Consider the following 16,667-nt stretch of genomic DNA (forward strand, 5'->3'; position numbering starts at 1 on the left):
GTAATACTTTAAGAAACTTCGGGGATCAGTATCATGTGCTGAATAGAAATCCTTGGCAAACCTAAAAATGGAGTGCTCTCCGCGTTTTACCTGCTCATATTCTGTAATTAGAAAACGATACTTATTCAGGTAGTTCCGCTTTAATGTAAGGTCATTGTTAATGTTTCGCATAACATTTAGCTTTATTCCTTAAAGCTAATTCTGTTACCGAATTAGTTGACCTTTACAATTGCGAGGCACGAAGCAATCTCCGAACTATACAGGGAGGAGAGGCATGGCGCACGCTTAGCATGCGGACCACATGGGTGGACCTTTGCGGTAGCGGAGGACAATAAACCTCTTTTATTATATTTGAACCTTTGATAGCTAATTGTGCCCTGGGTTACCGTACTGGTAATATCAGGGGGACGCCATTAGCGTTAAAAATACGGCTGATGTGCCGGTGGGGCGCTTTTGGGTTAGCCGCTGCCGGGAACGCTTAAGCTGGCAAGGCCGCCTTTGGTGGCCTTGTTTGGTTAAATAGATACCCAATCTAACAACCACGTCATAGGAGGTACGAAGCAATCCCATACTATATAGGATGGAAAGGCTTGGCGCATACTTAGCATGCGAACCACAAGGGTGGACCCTTGCGGGAGCGGGTGTTTAGATATTCGCGATTATAACCTAACTTGACAGCTTTATAAAATGAAATGAATAGACTCATACTTGTCGGTAATGGCTTTGACTTAGCACATGGATTAAAAACAGATTATAATAGCTTCATTGTTGAATATCTTAAAAAGTGCCTAACATTTGCCTTTGATCCTGGTAATATGAAATATGAGGATGAATTAATTACAGTGACTAATTTGCACCCATATCATGATTTAAAATTCAGTCGAAGCATTAATATTAATGTTTCTGGAATTTCAGAGTTGGTCGACTTCTTCTACAAAAAAGGACTTCATCATTTATTAAACAATGAGTGGCTGGAAATACAGCCCGGATCAAAAACCAAAAATCCTTTCAAAATAAAAATCAATTCTGAGTTATTTAGAAACATAATGTTAGGTTGTAAAAATTCCAATTGGGTAGATATCGAAAATGAGTTTTATTCTGAGTTGAAGCGATGTTTTACTGACAACAACGTCCACAGTACGCGTTTAAATGAATTAAACATATCACTGAGCGCCATTATTAGGGAATTAGAAGCGTATCTAATTAAAGTAGACACAAAGGCTTATATTTCTGGTTATAAAGCAATATTGGACCCCAAATTGGACGGTAGCCAATATCATAAGACAATGATTTTAAATTTCAATTACACTGATACAATTGAAAAATATTCCAACATTAAATTTGACCATCATAAAGATCAACATAATACTATTGATGTTAATTATATTCATGGGAAACTTGGAGATAAAACAAACCCATTAATATTCGGATTTGGAGATGAGCTTGATGAAGACTATCGCAAAATAGAATTAAAAAATAACAATGATTTCTTTAAGCATATAAAATCATTTGGATATTTTAAAACGAAAAATTATACAGCTTTATTAAATTTTATTAATCACGGACCTTTCGAAGCATTCATAATGGGTCACTCATGTGGATTATCAGACCGAACTTTACTTAATATGATTTTTGAACACAAACATTCCCAATCAGTACAGATTTATTATTATGAAGATTCATCGGGTAATAATTTCACGGACTTAACGTATGAAATATCTCGGCATTTCGGAAATAAGGCAGAAATGCGATTAATTGTTAAATCATTTCCAAATTGTTTTTCGATGCCGCAATTATAAATTAATGGAAACCTCCGCTGCCGCAAGGGTCTTCCCTTGTGGCACGCTGTACAGAGACACCTTACAGAGCGACCATACAGAACCTCTATATTTTTAAACATGCCGGGTATAAAAATATGCTAAGCCCATATGTATTAATTTAACCCGGCTTTTGTATATCCAGCTTCTGATCGGTGTTTTCAGCCTGACCACAAGCAAAATATTCAAAAATCAAAGAAACAATGACGATGATCAACAAAAACTATCCTCCGGGTACTTCGGAGATACAGGTTTTTCTAAGTGCAATAAATTTCAAACTGCCGGCTGGCTTTTTAGATTTTTTTAAAGATACCGATGGTGCCGAAATTGTTGGAGAGAACGAATATTATGATTTATGGCGACTAACTGATATGATTCAGCTCAATAAAGATTATGAGGTGGATGAGTATGCAGACGGCTTCTTTATATTTGGCTCGGATAGTGGTGATACCGCTTATTGCATTGAAAAGTCAACTGGTTTTATATTCGATATGCCCTTTATTGGTATGGCGAACGAAGAAGCATCATTTAAATTTGAAAACTTTAACGAATTATTGCAAAGTGCCCAATATCATTGACCATAATTTCTTCGCTACCGCAAACGTTTTTCACTGACCATAAGCTAATATTCATTTTTGAGCAATAAGAAAGACGCCTTGTTTCTTTTGCAACGGAGCAACAAACGCGATTTCAAAAACTTGAATTAATGGTTCTACTTCTTTTATACCGGATGTATATCCTCCAATATGATTTAATTTGTCATATACCCCGGTAATATCTATGTCCACGACAGAACTGCCGTTATTGTCCTGGCTCTTTTGACAAGCTAAATCATATTCGATAGCCGTGCCTCCGTTTTTAATTTCCACTTTCATTAGCCCTCGTAATCTCAACTTCCCGTAACCCGCAGTATCTCCCATGCTAAAGACAACTTGCGGGTTTCCGTCGGCAAATTGCCTTATACCTAAAATTAGTTCATTTATATTACCGACAAATTCGTATTTCTTTACAACAGGGGAAACTTCTGTGATTCCTGAGACAAAATATACGATCCCCCCGACTACTAATATAACAGCTAAAGCGAATATCAATAAGATTGTTTTTTTCATGCGTTAAAATGGTCGGAATCAAATATAACATTTAGACGCTTTTCAAAATACCTAAATCTCTAAAAGCAACCGTTTAGTCTTTGGTCCGGTGTTTTCACCGTACTAACCTGGTAAATTACCCTTCAAATACCACTCTATAATCACGTCATTGAGGCACAAAGCAATCCCCAACTTACAGAGTAGCTTTGCAAGTTCGATCTGCCTATGTAGAGATTGCTTCGTACCTCGCAATTACGATTCATTTTAAACAACTTCTTGGGTAAAGGAGCTTGTCGCGTAACACCTAAATAGTTCGCGATTGCTTCGTACCTCGCAATGACATGGTTATTCAGGTTCTAAAATCAACGTATCATCTGCACATCTGAAATCCGCACATTTACTTCAGTCCCTCAATCTCCTTCAAACTTTTTGGCAGATATTTACCCAGCAGGTGACTGCCGGTATCGGTAATTAAAAAATTGTCTTCCACACGGATGCCGCCGAAATCACGGTAGGTGTTCAGCACATCGTAGTTGATAAATTCGGTATATTTCTTTTCGGCTTGCCAGCGGTCAATCAGTTCGGGGATGATGTAGATGCCGGGTTCAATAGTAAGCACATAACCCGCTTCCAGTTCGCGGCCAAGTCGCAGCGATTTAAGGCCGAACACGGTTTCTTTTTTCAGGGTATCGGTATAGCCAACATAGGGTTCGCCCAGGTCTTCCATATCATGTGTATCCATGCCAAGCATGTGGCCCAGACCGCATTGAAAAAACATGGTATGCGCACCGGCGGCAACTGCCTCTTCCGCATCGCCCTTCATGATGCCGGCATGAGCCAGGCCTTCAACCAGTTTCTGGCAGGCTGCAAGGTGGATATCTTTGTAGCGTACACCTGGTTTCAGCATGCTAATTGCATGATCCATGGAGTTTAACACTACCTCATACAACTCACTTTGCCTGCTGGTAAATTTGCTGCCAACGGGAACGGTGCGGGTTAAATCGCCGCCGTAATGCATCGGGTTTTCGGCGCCAATATCGCATAACAACATCTGGCCATCCTGTAGGGTATGGTTATAATCATGTGTATGCAGGGTTTGCCCGTGCGGGGTGATAATAGCGGGATAGCCCAAATGCGAGTTAGCTGCGATGGCAACCTCGTTGGCTTTGGCAACCAGCTCATAGCCCTTAATGCCGGGGCGAGTATTTTTAATAACAGCCAGCTGCATATCCACACTAATGGATACTGCCTTTTCCATTTCGGCAACCTCAAGCGGGGTTTTGATCACCCGCTGGGCTATTACCGCTTTAATGAGTTTTACAGAAACATGGTCGGCCACATCCTGTAAACTGGTGTTAAGCCAGGCGGCCAGTTTAATTTTATTTTCGGGACGGTATGGTGGTAAAATATGTACCCTCCTGCCCGATGTTTGCGCTTTGTGGATGTAATGCGTTACCTCATCATAAGGTTTGGTTTGGGATACGCCAACCATGGCGGCCATTTCGCTTACGGTAGGCAATACGCCCGTCCAGATGATGTCATCAATGCTCAACTCATTGCCGAAGATGACTTCTTCGCCTGTATCGGTATCTATAATGGCGGCTACTGCAGCCACATCCAATCCAAAGTAATACAGAAAACTGCTATCCTGCCTAAAGGGATATTGGTTATCCCGGTAGTTCATGCTGCTTTCCTCGTTGCCCAGGAGCAGGATAAGGCCATCATTGGCCATGGTATTTTTTAGTACTTGCCTTCTATCGGCATAAACCTGCTTATCGAATAGTTGAAGATTCATGGTGCAAATATAAGCCCCCTAACCTGCCGAAGAGGGAATTTTAATTGTAATTTTTTAAAAAGACCGAACACTTTTTAAAGCGAAGAAAACCTGTAATTTTTTGAATATGTCCTTCAAATAACAGGTGGTTTTTTATCTGTTATTTGCCCTTTATTGCTATAAAATGGCGGTTTTTTGTTTAAAAAGCGATTTTTAAGAAGTTTGAGGAAAATCGTCAGCAATCCAGTCGCTTACAATTTTGGCCGAGAGTAAACAAAGTGGGATCCCGCCGCCGGGGTGCACGCTGCCTCCGCAGAAGTACAGGTTTTTAATTTTCGACGACCGGTTGGCATGCCGCAAAAAAGCCGCGAACTGATTGTTAGAGCTGGTGCCATAAAGTGAGCCCTGGTACGATGATGTTCTACGCTCGATACTTCGCGGATCAAGGATACTTTCTGATACAATAAGCTCGCCGATATCATCGCCCAAAATACGGGTAAGCTTCTTCAGGATATTTTCGCGGGCGGTGGCTATCAGGCTATCCCAATCCTGCCCGGTATTGGCAGGTACATTTATCATGGTAAACCAGTTTTCGCAGCCTTCTGGAGCATCATCCGGTTTATATTTCGAACTGATATTGAGGTAGATGGTGGGATCATAAAAGATATCCTTATCTATCCAGATGTGATCAAACTCGGCCTTGTAATCAATACTGAAAAATATATTATGCAGTTCGAGCTCCGGAAACTGTTTGCTAATGCCCCAGTAAAATATCAATGCCGAGCTGCTCCGTTCCTGGCTCAACACCTTTTTGGGAAACAAATGCTCATGTCCTTCTAATAGCTTATGGTAGGTAAACCAAACATCCATGTTGGATACCACCAGGTCGCCACTTACTATGCCGCCATTAACGTTTAGGCCAATCAGCTTTTTGTTATTTACAATAATTTGAGAAACAGGCGAGTTGTAATGAAATTTTACCCCCAGTGATTTTGCCAGCATTACCAAACTGGTTACAATGCTGTACATGCCCCCCTCAGGGAAGTAGGCGCCAAAGTGCTGCTCTAAATGCGGAATCACATTAAGCGTTGCCGGTGCCGAATACGGGTTTGAACCATTGTAAGTGGCATAGCGGTCATAAAACTGCACCAGCCTGTCATCCTTAAAAAAAGTCTCATTGGCCTTATGCATGGTGCGAAATGCATCGATCTTTGAAAAGTTGAAGACCGACTTTATGGTATCCCAGTTTAAATAAGTTTTAAGCCTATGCAGCGATTTCTCCAGGAAAACATGATTGGTGATGCGGTAAATTTCGGCGCTGCGGGCCAGGTATTTTTTTATGGATTCTGTAGATTCATCTGTGTTCAGATACACGTCTTCGGCAAACAGTTTGGTGTTTGCAAAGGCCATTATCTGGGTCCCGTCTTCGTAAAAGTATTGGCATACTTTATCCAGTTTCTGGTACCTAAAAAAGTCGGCAGTTTTTTTACCGGCAAGGGTAAACAGTTCATCAACATAGGCCGGCATGGTGAACAGGCTGGGCCCGGCATCAAACCTAAAGCCATCCTGCTCAAACTCAGATAATTTGCCACCAGGATAAGCGTTCGCCTCAAAAACTTCAACATGATGCCCCTGCACCGCCAGCCTGATGGCAGTAGCAATACCGGCGATACCGGCACCAATAATCAGAGATTTGGGTACAGCTTTCACGTATAAGAACTAAACACGAATTTCATTAATAAAGTCGAATTTGACGAATTGATTATGGACACAAATAGGGGAAATTTCACGATTTTTTATAGTCAGCAAACCGTGGCTTGTGAAAACTCACCCCGTTTGTGAAATTCGTGTTTATTATCTTATACCCAGCCCACTATCGTTATTTAAAACATATCTGCCATCCTTAAAATCCGGCATGTGGTAAGGGTTATTGCTCACCAAAAACGGGCCATCCAGGTCAACCCAGTCGCATTGCGGGGCCAAAGCCAAGCCAGCTAAGGCGGCGCAGCTGGTTTCCGTCATACAGCCAATCATAATCTGCAGCCGAAGTTCACGTGCTTTGGTAATCATTCTTTTGGCCTCATACATACCTGCCGATTTCATGAGCTTGATATTGATACCAGTATACACGCCATTAGCCTTTTCCACATCACCAAAGCGCTGTACGGCCTCATCGCCAATAATAGGGATCGGGCTACGCTCGGTGAGCCAGGCATTGCTATCAGGGTCGGTTTTAAGCATGGGTTGCTCTATAAGCTGCACGCCTTGCTCCTGCAGCCAGTAAGTCATATCCAGGCTTTGTTGCAAATCTGTCCAACCCTGGTTGGCATCAACGTATAACGGCACATCGGTAACCGAGCGAATGGTATTAATGAGCTCTTTATCAGAATCGCGTCCAAGCTTTACTTTTATCACCTTAAAACCTTCGGCCTCCTTAACTTTTTTAATGATCATTTCGGGCGTATCAATGCCAATGGTAAAGCTGGTAACCGGCATAAGCGAAGGGTTGCTGCCCATCAGCTCCCAGCAGGGCTGTTGCTTTATTTTGCCATCCAGATCATGCAGGGCGATATCAATGGCTGCTTTTATAGCCGGGTTACCGGGTGCAAGGCTATCAAGGTAATTGATTATCGCGCCAAAATCAAAAGGGTAACTTAACTGACCTATATCAACCTTACTCAAAAATTCCGTAGCGCTTTGGTGGCTTTCGCCCATGTAAGGCACCATAGATGCCTCACCGTACCCGGTGTAGCCTTCATGTTTTATTTGCACCAGCATAACCGGGGTTGTGGTGCGCGAAAACTTAGCTATGGTAAAAGCATGCTTTAATTGCAATTCGAAGGGTTGATATGTCAGTTCCATGTTAAAAACCAAAGCTAAAAGTTTAGAACGAATTTCGTGCTTATCTTTGCGGCCATGTCGGCACAAATTTATTCACCGTTCGAGAGTTTTAATTTCAGCAACAACAAATGCTTCCTTACTGGAGAGGCTTTAAATACTGAAGAAGAAAAGATCCAGGTTTTTCCGCAATGGCTCATGAGCCGCTACAAGTTGGAAGACCAGCCCTTTAAACTGCTTGATGAAAGTATGGCCACCTATAAGGATCTTAAACTGCCTTGCAGTGCCGCCATTAATGAGCAATACCTTGAACCGCTTGAAGCCATAATAGCCGCCGCCTTTGATACAGGCTATGAGGCCGTGAAAGAACTTGATGAGCTGCAACTGTTCCAGTGGGCGGGTAAACTGCTTTATGGTATCATTTTTAACGAGATCCAGGCCGGCATACGGCAGCAGCATGCCCAAGGCGATGAGTTTAATATCTCACAGTCCATTATCCATAAATTCAGCAACCTGCATTTGATGCTTCAAACCCTCAACCTGCCTATCGAGCTGGATGGTTTTAAGCCTTTCAGCCTCAATTTATTTAAGGTGGATAATGCAGATGATGTTTTTGGCTACCGCGATGAGATCAATACCCTTACATTTTCTTTAAGGATAAAGGATTTTGGATTGATCATTTGCCTGCAGGATAATGGGGCCAACAGCAGCTACCATAAAGAAATGCTGGAAAAAGTAAAGGGCCATACCCTGCACCCAATCCAGTTTGAAGAAGTGAACGGTCGTTTTTTTTACTCGGCCTACCTGTTTAACCGCCTTCCCGAATATAATATTATGCCGGTTGGCGATACCATTTACATCGAAGCCATGCCCCTGCGTGGCACAAGCAGCAAACCGCTTTTTGATGATTGGGTAAATAAAATATACGGCCAGGTATTGGAAAACTTCTGGAAAAACTGGGGCTTCCTGTTGTTGGAGATCATCAAAAACCCCGAGAAACCCATGAGTTTCTTATTTAATGCTGATGGTGATTTTACTAATGAATCAACGATTGAACTTTCTCGGTAATCTGGCTAAAAAAGCCCGGCAATATACCCGGATGAAATAGGATAGTGATCATCAACCCACTAAGCGCGCCGTAAAAGTGGGCATCGTGGTTGATGTTATCGCGGGAATATTTTGTTGCATAACTACAATATACCAGGTACAATACACCAAACACAACCGCGTAAATTGGTATTGGCAAAGGTAATATCATCATAGTAGCTACCGGATTATACAATATTGCGCTAAAAATAATGGCGCTTACCGCGCCCGATGCACCAAGGCTGTAATAGCTGTAATTTTCTTTGTGTTTTACTACCGATGGCATATCGCTTAATATCAGGCTCAAAACATATAATACCCCAAACTGCCAATGCCCCAGAACAGGCTCCAGCTGGAATGCGAAAAAGTAGTATGACATCATGTTAAAAAACAAGTGCATCCAGTCTTTATGAATAAACCCACTGGTGATGATGGTGTATATATAACGCCCCCGCGAAACGTTGTAAGGATGCAGCATCAGCTTGCCATACAGGTTCTCGTTCGAGAAAGCGATTAACGAGATGATAACAGTGATTACAAATATGATTGAGGCCACAGGGGCCAGCATTAGATATTCCATTTATTTAAGATCGAGTTTGGTATTAGTTAAAAGGCGGCCTACAGGGTAGCGCATATATGTTTTTTCGAAGTATGGCGAGTTACGGTAGACAAAGAAAAGCTGAGCCTGGGCACTGCTGGCCAGCTGCGGATCTTTGGCTTTGGCATCATCCAGTTTTTGTTTAAGCGCGGGGTCTTTTTTTAGCAGATCCGAAGCTTTATCCTCAAAAACGTAGTCAGAAAAGTACTCCTTTTCGCCCAGCATCGAATCAAAAAAGTTCCAGGCAAAAAATGAATCTACGCCCTGCGGCTCCAGTGTTTCCACAATATATCTGTTTACAGCTTGATTGGTATATACAACGTAATCGCCGGCATAAAATTTCACAGGCATATCAACCGCGTTTAGCTGTACGTTACTGTGCAGATAGTGGCCTTCAAACGGCCGGGCCGGTGTTTTAATATCGCCAAAGTAATACATTTGCAGGCTAAGCGTAGTATCATGAGTCAACTGCTGCATTTTTACACCGTTTAGCTTAAATAAATCAATTACTTTACCCCAGGCCTGCGGAATCACGTACGCTACCGGCTTATCGGCAGTTGCCGTAGCTTTATAGGTATTATAAAATTTGATGGTCCTGGTGTAGGGTTTATCCCTGTCATAATATAAACGCTTCAGGCCGCTTACCTCGCTGGTTTTGTACCCGGCTTCGTATCCCTTAAAGGTGATGGTATCTACCTTTTGTTTATCCACCTCCCATTTAAGGGCAAATGTTTTTTGGTTGATCACCGCTGCATCGGCCTTTTGCTTTAACGCGCCTATCAGCGTAGCATCGCGCTGGTTAATATCAATCAGGTGCTGCATAAAATCATAAGTAGCATATACCCTTTTATCAAATGCCTTTAGCATATGCGTTTCGGTAATATAGCTGATGATGTTATGCTGGGCGGTAAAACCGGTAGCAAATCTCGGAGTTTCTAAAAAACTGACAATACCAGAGTCTGGCAAACCTTCTTCGCCCGCGCCGTAGGGAATCATCTCGTAGCCGCTTTTTTTCATGTGGCTATACAGGTATGGCGTAAGTGTTTTGGAAGTATAATTTGCCAGGATGGGGTTCTGTTTATCCTTTTGGGTTTCAATCAGCGTCATTACATACTGATAATCGGCACCATCGCTGGTATGGTTATCCAGGAAGATCTCGGGTTTCCAGGTGTTCAGTATTTGTGTAAAAGCAAGCGCGTTACGGCTATCTGCTTTTATAAAATCGCGGTTTAGGTCCAGGTTGCGGTAATTACCCCTGAAACCATAGGCCACCGGCCCGTTCTGGCTCACACGGCTCTGGCCACGGTTAAGGTTGCCATCAATATTATATAGTGCTATAAAGCAAAGCACTACGTTTTTGGGTAGCTCATTCTTTTTAAGCAGATCGCGCACCAGCATCATACTGGCATCAATCCCCTCTGGTTCGCCGGGGTGTATCCCGTTGTTGATGAGCAATACCCGCTTATCCTGTTTCTTTACCAATGCCGGATCAAAAACACCATCCCTGGAAAGTATGATCAACGTAAGCGGTTTACCTACATCTGTAGTACCGTAGTTGACCATTTTCATTTGCTGCGGATACAGCTTGTTTAACTTTTGGTAATAACTAATTACCTCGGCATAAGTAGCCGTATAGTTTTTATCCTTACTTAACTCAAATGGTGTAAGCTGGGCCTTTGCCGATATACAAATGAAACATATAAGAATAGCAGATAGAACGGATTTCATTAGTTTGCGTTTGCCCAAATATAGGGTTAAGTATAAAAGCGGTGCGAGTGTAAGTGTATTTTTACTAAAAATGGACTTTGTAAACAGCAAATGCAAAATCACCTGCTTCTCTATTCTAAAGCCGCAATTTCGGCCTGAATCTTTTTGGGCAAACTTGCCACAACCTGTTCATAAGAATGATCTATCATTTCACAAAGCTGCTTGCGGGTAAGCGAGCCATCCATGTAAACGGTGTTCCATAGCTTTTTATTCATATGGTAGCCTGGTATTACTTCGGTATAACGCTCGCGTAAGTCAATGGCAAGTTCAGGGTCACACTTTACATTGAAGCGGTTACCTTCTGTAAGCCCAATCAGCAGGAATATCTTTTCGGCTATTTTAAAAACCAGGGTATCCTCTCCAAAGGGAAAGCCCTCTGTAACTCCTGGCTTTTGCAGGCAATAATCACGTAACTCTTCTATGTTCAATATTGAAACTTCTTGATAAGTTTATTGTATGATGTTGTATTACCAAAGTTATACTTAAAACCAAGCGATACAAAGGTATATTGATCGGGGGCGTTGTTCTTATATTTGTCAGGCGGGTCGTTATAGCCGTCAAGCCCTTCGCCAAACGTATAATAATGCTGTATGCCTATATCTATACCATACCTGGGCTGGTCATAATCATCATAAATTTTAAACTCATAGCCAAGCCTTAACGGGAAAAACAGGTTAATCCCTTTGTCGGCTCCCCGGAAACCCTCCGCAGATAAAGGATTCGGAAAAACGGCACCATTTTCAGGAAAGCGGTTATAGCGTTGAATGCTGGTCATTTTATTGTATATGAATCCAATACCCGTACCAACGTAAAGATTTTTAATCCTGTCCAAAAACCAGCTATCCGCGTAATCCATTATTTCGCCGGCTTGTAAATCTGCATGTATATTTAAGGAAAAGTAGGAATTGCTAAAGTACCTGCCGTATGCATCCTGACTTTTTAAAGCCCCCCCACCAGAAAAAGTTCCTTTTTGCAGTTCGGCGGTAATTGGTAAATATGGGCTGTAATTGTAAACCAGGTTTAAATTAAAAGCCGGGTGATAATCCTGTTTCTTTAAGTCGGCCTCTGCCTTGCCGTAGCTTCCACCTACGCCAACACCATATTCATAATAGTTAAACCCGCTTTGCGCTTTAACCGTTACAAGCGCAAAAAAAAGGACAAAAAACAGAATATATTTTTTCAATGTTAAATTTTAATCAATATTTACAAATGGCAACCAGCCGGTTTAAACCCGGTCACAAAAATTTTACTAATATAGCTTATGAGTTTTAATTCATCACTAAATTTCACCGTGACAGAACGCTTTTTGCGCTATGTTACCATTGATACGCAATCAGACCCCGATTCTGTTTCATTTCCCTCAACAGAAAAGCAAAAAAACCTGAGCAGGCTGTTAGTTGATGAATTACAGGCTATAGGTGTTACCGATGCTCATTTAGATGAATTTGGATATGTATATGCTACCATTCCCTCCAATACTGATAAGCAGGTACCCGTTATTTGCTTTTGCTCACATGTGGATACTGCCCCCGATAGCAGCGGAGCAAATGTAAAACCTATTGTCCATCAAAATTACCAGGGGCAGGATATTGTTTTGCCGGATGATAATACCCAGGTGATTAAGCTTGCAGAGCACCCCGACCTTAAAAATCAAATAGGGTATGATGTGATCACCGCCAGTGGCCTTACTTTATTAGGGGCCGACAACAAAGCCGGCGTAGCCGAAATTATGGATGCCTGCTACCAGCTCATCAATCATCCCGAAATAAAACATGGCGACATCAGGATACTGTTTACCCCCGATGAAGAAGTTGGCCGTGGAGTTGATCATGTGGATATTGCCAAACTGGGGGCCTACGCCGGTTACACCATTGATGGTGAAAGCGCCGGCAATATGGAAAATGAAACATTCTCTGCCGATGGTGCAAAACTGAGCATACAAGGTGTGAGCGCGCACCCGGGTTTTGCAAAGGGCAAAATGGAAAGTGCCATAAAAATTGCAGGAGAGATCATCGCGGCTTTGCCGGATAGCCTATCGCCGGAACATACCGAAGACATGCAGGGCTTTGTGCACCCGGTAGGTATAGCGGGACATGTAGAAACAGCAAGCATTGATTTTATCATCCGCGATTTTGAGGAGGATAATTTGAAGGCTCATGCAGATGTGATTCGTAAAACAGCGAATGAAGTATTGAGGCGCTATCCAAACTCTACCTATACTTTAACCACCAGCCTGCAGTACCGTAACATGAAAAATGTGCTGGAACAACATCCCGGCATAGTGGAAAACGCGATGGAAGCCATTAACAGAACGGGCCTAACTGCCAAACTATGCAGCATTCGCGGGGGTACAGATGGTTCAAGGTTATCATTCATGGGTTTACCATGCCCAAACATATTTGCAGGTGAACACGCCTTTCATAGCAAGCAGGAATGGGTATCGGTACAGGATATGCAAAAGGCTGTGGAAACCATACTGCATCTTTGCATGATCTGGGAAGAAAAAGCTTAAAACTCATCAGTTTATAAAAAGTTTAAAAATGTATACGATAAGAACAGCCACCGTAAACGATGTGGATACCATATTGAGCATTGCTGATACAACCTGGTGGGTAGCCTATTCGCCCATATTGGAGAAAGAGCAAATAACCTTTATGCTGAATGAAATTTATTCGGCAGATAAAATTGGCAAACAGGTGGCGGAAAATCTGCAGACTTACCTGCTGTTAGAAGAGCAAGGTACGCCTGTTGCCTTTGCATCCTATTCGCCGCGCGAGGAAAATGCAGATATATTTAAGCTTCATAAGCTTTACTGCCTGCCACAAACCCAGGGCAAAGGCTACGGCAAAATATTAATCAATGCAGTAGCTCAAAAAACCAAAGATGCAGGCAAACACATTTTGGAGCTTAATGTAAACAGATTTAATAAAGCCCTGAGTTTTTATGAAAAGATGGGATTTGTAATTGCTTATGAGGAGGATATTCCCATCGGCCCATACTGGATGAATGATTTTGTGATGCGGAAGGAGTTGTAGTCAAAAATCCGATTGTCGTAAATAGCCCCAAAAATGTCTTTATTGCCACCGCGCTAAATAAGTACTTATGCCGATATTTGAGTATCAGTAAAACCAACGATATGAAAGATCAATCACCAACAAGCACATTGCCACAACCCTTAGCTGTTCTGTTTGAATCTACAGCTAATGAATTTATGCAGACCATTAAGTCGGTTAAACAGGATGAGATTAACCTTATCCCGTTTGAAGGAAGCTGGTCGGCCGGACAGGTGATAGAACATGTGCGGCTTTCGGTTTTAAGTACAATAGCTGTAATAAATGCCCCGGCTAAAATAACAGAAAGAAGCCCTGATAAGTTTGCCGAGGCAATAAAGGATTTGTTTTTAGATTTTGATGCCAAATATCCTACCGCACCAACGTTAGTCCCTGCGGATAAAGACTACGACAAGGAATTTTTAACTACAGAGCTAACCGCTGTTTTTAAAGAGCTGCAGGAAAATATACAAACCAAGGATTTGACCGATACCTGTATCGCTGCTGAATTCACCGGCATAGGTCACCTTACCCGGCTGGAGTGGGCAACAGTAGCCATTTACCATACACAAAGACATGCGCACCAGTTAAATGGGATCAAGGATTGTCTTAAGATGCCGTAGCAGACAGTGAGGAAACCAACCACGTTTACTGAAGTAGAGATGCTCCGTTAGGAGCTACCTGTTTGTAGCCATTGCAAACAAAAAACAAGTTTTGCGCCGTAGGTGCAACCCCAATTAACAAGGTAAATAACTTTGCTATTGAATGGTAGCCTCTACGAGGCAAAGGCAATGGCATTCAATTTTCTACAAACAGGTAGCACCTAATGGTGCAGGCTGCCTCCTTATTGGCTTGTACAGGATGGCGCAGCACGACAAGTGGATTGTTTGATACAACCAAAAAGAGCGATGAGTATAAACCCATCGCTCTTTGTATTTTGTCCTTTGTCTTTCCGTCCTTTGTCCGAAAATCCAAAAACTTATATTAACAACCTTACAGGTTCTTCTAATAATGATTTTAGTGTTTGCAGGAAGGCTGCAGCTGTTGCGCCATCAACTACACGGTGATCTGCGCTTAAAGTAACCTTCATTACATTGCCTGGTACTACAGCGCCATTTTTAACAACCGGTACAGCTTGTATACCGCTTACTGCAAGGATACAGGCATTAGGTGTATTAATAATAGCAGTAAACTCATCAACACCAAACATACCTAAGTTTGATATGGTGAATGTAGAACCTTCCATTTCTGCTGGCTGTAATTTTTTAGCTTTTGCTTTACCGGCAAACTCTTTTACTTCAACAGAGATATGACTTAATGATTTACCATCGGCAAATTTAATAACCGGTACCAGTAAACCTTCGTCAACCGCTACGGCAACACCAATGTGGATATGTTCGTTGGTACGGATCTTATCGCCCATGAATGCCGAATTAATAGCTGGGTGTTGTTTTAAGGCAACGGCACATGCTTTTAATACAAAATCATTAAACGATATTTTAACCGGGGCAACATCATTGATGCGGGTACGGGCTGCAATAGCCTGGTCCATATCGATGCTCATGGTTACGTAAAAATGCGGCGCGGTAAATAAGCTTTCGCTTAAACGACGACTGATTGCTTTACGCATCTGGGTAACCGCTCTTTCGCTGAATTTTTCTTCGCCGGTATAAGTTGGCAATACTACTGGAGCTTTTGCAGCAGGTGCTGGTGCAGAAGCGGCTGCAGCAGGTGCAGGAGCAGCTTCTGGAGCTGGTTTAGCACTTGGTGTATATTCTTCAATATCCTTTTTAATGATACGGCCGCCTTCTGCGCTGCCTTTTACATCATTAAGGTTAATGCCTTTATCTTTAGCAATTTTACGGGCAAGCGGTGATGCTTTAACACGGCTGTCATCTGCTGATGATGAACCAGCAGGCTCGGCATCAGCGGTGGCTGCAGTAGCTTCCGGTGCGGATTCTTGTGCAGGTGCGGCAGCAGGAGCATCGCCTGTATCTTGCAATAGTGGCGTAATATCTGTACCTTCTTTACCTACAATGGCTATGATGCCATTTACAGGAGCGGCTTCGCCTTCTTTAGGGCCGATGTATAAAAGTGTACCTGCTTCATAACCCACAACTTCCATAGTGGCCTTATCGGTTTCTACATCAGCCAATGAATCGTCAGATTTTACTTTATCACCAACTTTAAAGTTCCATTTATTGATAACTCCCTCAGTCATGGTATCGCTAAGGGCAGGCATCCGTATTACAGTAGCGGGTATGCTTGACAGATCAACCTTTGGTGCAGCAACTGCGGCAGGTTTTTTATCAGCAACGGGCGCATCTTCCTTTACAGGTGCAGCAGCCTGGCCACCACCATCGGCAAGGGCGGCTTTATAATCTTCGCCATCTTTACCTAAAACGGCTATAACGGCATCAACCGGAACAGCGCTACCTTCTTCAACACCTATAAATAACAAGGTGCCATCCTGGTACGATTCAAAATCCATGGTAGCTTTATCAGTTTCAATCTCGGCCAATACATCGCCGGATTTTACTTTATCGCCAACTTTCTTATGCCATTTCGCCAATACCCCTTCGGTCATGGTATCGCTCATTTTAGGCATTCTAACTACTTCGGCCATATACTATTTATATGTGTTATAAA

15 protein-coding genes are annotated in these 16,667 nt (G+C 42.5%); 6 read left to right on the forward strand and 9 right to left on the reverse strand.

Annotation, left to right across the window (positions count from 1 at the left end; genetic code table 11):
• Nucleotides 1-692 precede the first annotated feature (692 nt).
• Together AC1D0K_RS21210 and AC1D0K_RS21215 are read left to right on the forward strand one after the other, a co-directional pair.
• Entirely contained in the window at nucleotides 693-1,799 is a 1,107-nt protein-coding gene (locus AC1D0K_RS21210; RefSeq protein ID WP_477395383.1) for an AbiH family protein, read from the forward strand.
• Between the two features lie 221 nt (nucleotides 1,800-2,020).
• The gene (locus tag AC1D0K_RS21215) at nucleotides 2,021-2,395 is read left to right on the forward strand and encodes an SMI1/KNR4 family protein (protein ID WP_477395385.1); all 375 of its coding nucleotides are present in this window, start codon (nucleotides 2,021-2,023) and stop codon (nucleotides 2,393-2,395) included.
• A 51-nt stretch (nucleotides 2,396-2,446) separates the two neighbouring features.
• Here the strand turns inward: AC1D0K_RS21215 and AC1D0K_RS21220 are convergent, their stop codons facing one another.
• From AC1D0K_RS21220 to AC1D0K_RS21235, 4 genes are all read right to left on the reverse strand, one after another.
• Nucleotides 2,447-2,926 (reverse strand): hypothetical protein, encoded by a 480-nt coding sequence (locus AC1D0K_RS21220; RefSeq protein WP_477395387.1) that lies wholly within the window; start codon nucleotides 2,924-2,926, stop codon nucleotides 2,447-2,449.
• A 376-nt stretch (nucleotides 2,927-3,302) separates the two neighbouring features.
• A complete protein-coding gene (locus tag AC1D0K_RS21225) occupies nucleotides 3,303-4,700 on the reverse strand; it encodes an aminopeptidase P family protein (protein ID WP_477395389.1) in 1,398 nt (465 codons plus the stop codon).
• 192 nt (nucleotides 4,701-4,892) lie between these two features.
• Entirely contained in the window at nucleotides 4,893-6,389 is a 1,497-nt protein-coding gene (crtD, locus tag AC1D0K_RS21230; protein ID WP_477395391.1) for a 1-hydroxycarotenoid 3,4-desaturase CrtD, read from the reverse strand.
• 144 nt (nucleotides 6,390-6,533) lie between these two features.
• Nucleotides 6,534-7,541 (reverse strand): dipeptide epimerase, encoded by a 1,008-nt coding sequence (locus AC1D0K_RS21235; RefSeq protein WP_477395393.1) that lies wholly within the window; start codon nucleotides 7,539-7,541, stop codon nucleotides 6,534-6,536.
• Between the two features lie 54 nt (nucleotides 7,542-7,595).
• Between AC1D0K_RS21235 and AC1D0K_RS21240 the strand changes: the two genes are divergently transcribed.
• Nucleotides 7,596-8,585, forward strand: a complete 990-nt coding sequence (locus tag AC1D0K_RS21240; protein WP_477395395.1) for a hypothetical protein — start codon at nucleotides 7,596-7,598, stop codon at nucleotides 8,583-8,585.
• Here the strand turns inward: AC1D0K_RS21240 and AC1D0K_RS21245 are convergent.
• The 4 genes from AC1D0K_RS21245 to AC1D0K_RS21260 all read right to left on the reverse strand — a co-directional run bounded on the left by AC1D0K_RS21245 (nucleotide 8,554) and on the right by AC1D0K_RS21260 (nucleotide 12,151).
• Nucleotides 8,554-9,183, reverse strand: a complete 630-nt coding sequence (locus AC1D0K_RS21245) for a rhomboid family intramembrane serine protease (RefSeq protein WP_477395397.1) — start codon at nucleotides 9,181-9,183, stop codon at nucleotides 8,554-8,556. The two genes, AC1D0K_RS21240 and AC1D0K_RS21245, sit on opposite strands and share 32 nt — an antisense overlap.
• On the reverse strand, nucleotides 9,184-10,929 hold the full coding sequence (locus AC1D0K_RS21250) for a M14 family zinc carboxypeptidase (RefSeq protein ID WP_477395399.1): 1,746 nt from the start codon (nucleotides 10,927-10,929) through the stop codon (nucleotides 9,184-9,186). It abuts the gene before it with no gap.
• Between the two features lie 110 nt (nucleotides 10,930-11,039).
• Nucleotides 11,040-11,396: an MmcQ/YjbR family DNA-binding protein gene (locus AC1D0K_RS21255; RefSeq protein ID WP_477395401.1), complete on the reverse strand. Its 357-nt coding sequence runs from the start codon at nucleotides 11,394-11,396 to the stop codon at nucleotides 11,040-11,042.
• Nucleotides 11,393-12,151, reverse strand: coding sequence for a hypothetical protein (locus AC1D0K_RS21260; RefSeq protein ID WP_477395403.1), 759 nt, complete (start codon nucleotides 12,149-12,151; stop codon nucleotides 11,393-11,395). The genes AC1D0K_RS21255 and AC1D0K_RS21260 overlap by 4 nt, the downstream gene beginning before the upstream one ends.
• 78 nt (nucleotides 12,152-12,229) lie before the next feature.
• Between AC1D0K_RS21260 and pepT the strand changes: the two genes are divergently transcribed.
• The 3 genes from pepT (at nucleotide 12,230) to AC1D0K_RS21275 (ending at nucleotide 14,641) form a co-directional block, all read left to right on the forward strand.
• Nucleotides 12,230-13,480: a peptidase T gene (gene pepT / locus AC1D0K_RS21265; protein ID WP_477395405.1), complete on the forward strand. Its 1,251-nt coding sequence runs from the start codon at nucleotides 12,230-12,232 to the stop codon at nucleotides 13,478-13,480.
• Nucleotides 13,481-13,508: 28 nt separating this feature from the next.
• Nucleotides 13,509-14,003 carry an N-acetyltransferase family protein gene (locus AC1D0K_RS21270; protein WP_477395407.1) on the forward strand — a complete coding sequence of 165 codons (495 nt, stop codon included), beginning with the start codon at nucleotides 13,509-13,511 and terminating at the stop codon, nucleotides 14,001-14,003.
• A gap of 101 nt (nucleotides 14,004-14,104) precedes the next feature.
• Nucleotides 14,105-14,641 (forward strand): DinB family protein, encoded by a 537-nt coding sequence (locus AC1D0K_RS21275; RefSeq protein ID WP_477395409.1) that lies wholly within the window; start codon nucleotides 14,105-14,107, stop codon nucleotides 14,639-14,641.
• Nucleotides 14,642-14,997: 356 nt separating this feature from the next.
• Here the strand turns inward: AC1D0K_RS21275 and AC1D0K_RS21280 are convergent, their stop codons facing one another.
• Nucleotides 14,998-16,644: a dihydrolipoamide acetyltransferase family protein gene (locus tag AC1D0K_RS21280; RefSeq protein WP_477395411.1), complete on the reverse strand. Its 1,647-nt coding sequence runs from the start codon at nucleotides 16,642-16,644 to the stop codon at nucleotides 14,998-15,000.
• Nucleotides 16,645-16,667 lie beyond the last annotated feature (23 nt).

The organism is Mucilaginibacter sp. P1_A3, assembly GCF_056406855.1.